Genomic DNA, 4,405 nt, shown 5'->3' on the forward strand with positions numbered 1-4,405 from the left:
GCCGTTTACCTCCAAATTCTCGATAGCTTTGATTATCATTTAATGCAGAAATAATTGACCTGGCTTTAACCACTACATAATCTGGTAAACCTCTCAAGTCTATCAAATCACCATCGAAAGAAGCTTCACCCCATTAATTAATCAATATTCTTGGAAGACTGAAAGCATTTGTCTTCTCCACGGATAAGTCTTCTTCGCTCTATCTGTAGATTTTTTTGACCATTGATGGCTTCACAAACAAGCAAACAACTAAATTAGTTAATATTTAACTCAAAGGAAGAAAATTAAAGAAGGCAAGGGTTTAAATCTCCCACTTCTTAAAGTTGCTTACATTAAATTAGAGATTTAACCACAAATTAATGCTTCTTCTTTCCTGATTAATTATTATTAATAAATAACTCAAATGTCTGGTTATAACTATACTTCAAATACTCAACTTCGTCGTAAGTATTTCAAAAACAAACAAACAGAACAATCTAGTTCTAAACTCAAAAATCAAAAGTCTCAAAGTGAAACATATTCTGTCAAAAATACTCATCAAAAATTATTATCAATGCCCTCTCGCCAAAAACCAGAAAAATGTCAAAAATCTAGACTTTACCAGGTCTGGGTACTTTTAATACTTGGCTTATTAGGATTAATAATTAACCTATTCTATTTACAAGTGTTGCGAGGTAAAGCATTACAAGAACAAGCAAAACACCAGCAAACTAAAGAATCAATTCCTTTCGTTCCCAGACGCCCAATAGTTGATAGAAATGGCAATACTTTAGCAATTGATAAAATAGCCTATACCCTCTATGCTCACCCCAAAATTTTTAATCGTTCAAAACAAGAAGTTGCTTATCAATTATCAACTATTTTAGAAGGAGCAAATTTGGAGAAAACCCTAACTTCAAATGACCTACTCCAAATGTTCAATGAAAGAGAGACAGGTATAAAAGTTGCCGACTTCATACCTCAAGAAACTACAGATAAAATTACTAATTTATTTGTTGATGGCTTAGAATTAATTCAACATCCACAACGTGTTTATCCTCAAAAAGAACTAGCTGCTGAAGTAGTAGGATATGTAGATGGAGAAAGTATAGGTCAAGCTGGGATTGAATATAGCCAACAAAATCTCTTAGAGCGCTCTGTACCAAAAATCCAATTTCGGCGCTTAATCAAAGGTGTTCTTGTTCCAGACAAACTAACTACAGGTTTTCTACAGTTAGATGACCTTTCTTTGCATCTAACTATTGACTCTCGCTTGCAACGAGTAACACGAACTATCCTAAAAGAACAATTAGAAGAGTATGAGGCCAAACGAGGTACTGTCATAGTGATGGACGCTAATGATGGTTCTATACTCTCTCTAGTATCAGAACCTTCTTATGACCCCAATCAATACTATAACTATGACGTAACACTATTCAAAAATTGGGCTGTAACAGATGTTTATGAGCCAGGTTCTACTTTTAAACCAGTAAATGTGGCCTTAGCTTTAGAAGTAGGAGCAATTGAGGGAGATAGTGTATTTTACGATACAGGTAGAATAGTCATCGGAAATTGGCCTATATTTAACTCTGATGGTAGCGGTGGGGCACGCACTGTGACTGAGATTATTCAACACTCCAGTAATGTAGGTATGGTGAAAATTGTGGAACAAATGCCCCGAGCTGTTTTCTATGATGGCCTTAAACGCTTGGGATTAGGAGATACTACTGGTACAGACCTTCCCTTTGAAGCACCGAGTATTTTAAAGGGCCGCAACCAGTTTTTAATGGTGCCAGTGGAAGCTGCTACTACTGCTTTTGGCCAGGGATTTTCTCTTACTCCTCTACAACTAGCACAGCTTAATGCAGCTTTAGCAAATGGGGGTAAGTTAGTGACGCCTCATGTGATGCGTGGTTTGTTTGATAGTAAAGGACAACCATATTGGCAGTTGTCTTTGCCAAGTCCTAGACAGGTGTTTTCTTCTAAAACTACGACAAAAGTATTGGCAATGATGGAAAGGGTGGTTGAAAGTGGTACTGGTAAAAGAGCCAAAATTCGTGGATATCGAATTGCGGGTAAAACTGGTACGGCTCAAAAAGCTTCTGAGACTGGGGGTTATTCTAAGAAGGCTAAGATTACGAGTTTTGTTGGTATTTTACCAATGGAGTCTCCCCGTTATGTGGTTTTGGCGGTTATTGATGAACCTATTAAGGGTAGTGGGGGAAAGGTGGCAGCTCCTATTGTTAAGTCGGTCATTAAGTCTTTGATTAATATTGAGCAAATTCCTCCTTCTGATATCAGGTCTGTGCAAAGTCAAAATTAAATTCGGTGTTGGTGAAAAGAGGTATGATATATTGTCCGGATAAGAGCGCAAACAAAAAACTTTCTCCTTCTATTCCTTATTTCTTTTTCTTTCTTCCCTCCTGAATCGGTCTTCCCCCTCTTGGGAGGGGCGCGCGGGTGGGTTGACTCCTAAGTAATTAAGACTGATATCATACCCTAATTTACCAACGCCTTAAATTCTTTTTGGTGGTTTCCATTTCCTCCTGATTTTTCGGTCAGAACTAAGTCCTGGTGAAGTCAGGAGATTCAAAAATAGAATCGCAAAAAGGTAGAAAAATGCTTCCATCTCCCCTACTCCCCTACTCCCCTACTCCCTTGGGTCGCACCACTGTTCCCTATTCCAAAAATTGGGAGATATAGTCTAACTAGGGTTTGCTTATGGAAGTCTTATGGGTGAGGGTAGGAGTCAGGAGACAGGAGACAGGAGACAGGAGAAACGGAAATTACAAAGGATGTGGTCGAATATTTTGTCCTTGAATTTTTCTACCCTTGTCTGCTCAAAATGCTAACTTTTTGGTCGCTCCAGCTTAAATATTGTTGCACTTTTTTTTGTTCTAAAAAGGCACTTACCTTTATCTATCAATCCTTTGAGAATTAATCAGCAAGCTATAACTATCATGCTCCGGATAATTAGTGATGAAAAAATTTTCTCCTCTTCTTCTTTCTTATTTCCCCTTCATTTCTTCTTCTTCCTTCTTTTTCCCTACTGACTCCTGAGCACTGACTTCTGACTTCTCTCTAGTTATTTATAACTATTCAACCGGACATAATATAAATGCTTAATAGTTGATTAAAGTTGAATCTTGGTAATCGCAATATTACCAGCAAAGCAAACATCTACATCCGTACCAGGAGTGCGGTCGCGTTCTGCATATTTTCCGGTATAATAAAAATCTTCTCCTTCCATTTGATAAGCTACTGGTAATGGTTGGGTTGATGGTGTGCAAAATACCATTTTTGGATCTGGTGCTTCGGGTTCTAAATAAGGAAAGTTTACATTCCAAAAAGCTCCTGGTTCAAGGGGGCGGTTGAGTAAATCTGCTAATACTATTTCTGCTAAACGAGTTACTCTTTCCCAATTCACAGGTTTTTTTCCTTGACGATATTGAGAAAGGGCGATTCCTGGAATTCTGTGAAATGCTGCTTCCCTTACTGCTGCTACTGTACCAGATATGTAGACATCTACACCCATGTTACCCCCTGAGTTAATACCTGAAAGTACCCATTTGACATTATTGTCGATGTGTGTTAGGGCAATTCTAGTACAATCTGCTGGTGTACCGGCGATCGCATACTCAACCTCAGACAGAGTTTGGATATTAATTGGTTCTTGAGTCGTAACTTGATGTCCACAGCCAGATAATTGTTCTTGAGGAGCGACAATTATACTTTTTTTAGAAGATGCTAAAGGTAAATTGACATTATTGACAGCTTCCCAAAGTGCTTTAATGCCAGGAGCATTAATTCCATCATCGTTGGTGAGAATAAAGGTCATACTTTTTAAGAATTTGAGTTTAGCTATAGCAATTCTATTTTATTTGTGTATAAAAATCTTACCGCTTTTAGGGAACAGGGAACAGATGGGAGTTTCAGTTTTTTTATCTACTTTTTGATTACCCGCAACTTATTTAGGATTGCTATAGTTGATAATTTTAACATTGCCAGTTAAAGATATTTTTGAGTTGAATTTCTTATCTTTGCTCATTGAATTCCAACACTTTGACTAATTAGCTATTTACCATTTTCTTAATTCTTCAGCCTTTAACATAGAAAAATATATATTACTGTACTATTTAATACATTTATCCGATCGTCAAAACTAATATTTATTGAGTAATACTTATTGTCTGAAAACTTGAGCTGATAAGAACTTCAGATTATTTTTTTTGTTTATTGTTCAATTATTTGTGAGATTATTAAACATCTCCAATAATAAAAAATCAAATCAATTATCCCGTTTGAAGAAGGAGACAGGAGACAGGAGACAGGAGACAGGAGGAAAATTACATGGGGATTCTAACCCCAAGTAATTTTGAACACCGTGTAGACGGTGGGGTATTAAACCCACAAAGAAAATGATAAA

3 protein-coding genes are annotated in these 4,405 nt (G+C 37.0%); 2 read left to right on the forward strand and 1 reads right to left on the reverse strand.

Annotation, left to right across the window (positions count from 1 at the left end; all coding sequences use genetic code 11):
- Positions 1 to 403: 403 nt before the first annotated feature.
- Positions 404 to 2,302: a penicillin-binding protein 2 gene (locus F6K13_RS20200; RefSeq protein WP_124147068.1), complete on the forward strand. Its 1,899-nt coding sequence runs from the start codon at positions 404 to 406 to the stop codon at positions 2,300 to 2,302.
- An 810-nt stretch (positions 2,303 to 3,112) separates the two neighbouring features.
- Here the strand turns inward: F6K13_RS20200 and surE are convergent.
- Positions 3,113 to 3,817, reverse strand: a complete 705-nt coding sequence (surE, locus tag F6K13_RS20205) for a 5'/3'-nucleotidase SurE (protein WP_287288170.1) — start codon at positions 3,815 to 3,817, stop codon at positions 3,113 to 3,115.
- A gap of 412 nt (positions 3,818 to 4,229) precedes the next feature.
- On the opposite strand from surE, the gene F6K13_RS20210 reads away from it, so the two are divergent.
- Positions 4,230 to 4,352, forward strand: coding sequence for a hypothetical protein (locus F6K13_RS20210; RefSeq protein WP_287288172.1), 123 nt, complete (start codon positions 4,230 to 4,232; stop codon positions 4,350 to 4,352).
- Positions 4,353 to 4,405 lie beyond the last annotated feature (53 nt).

The sequence above is a fragment of the Okeania sp. SIO2B9 genome (assembly GCF_010672505.1).
Classification (GTDB): domain Bacteria; phylum Cyanobacteriota; class Cyanobacteriia; order Cyanobacteriales; family Microcoleaceae; genus Okeania; species Okeania hirsuta.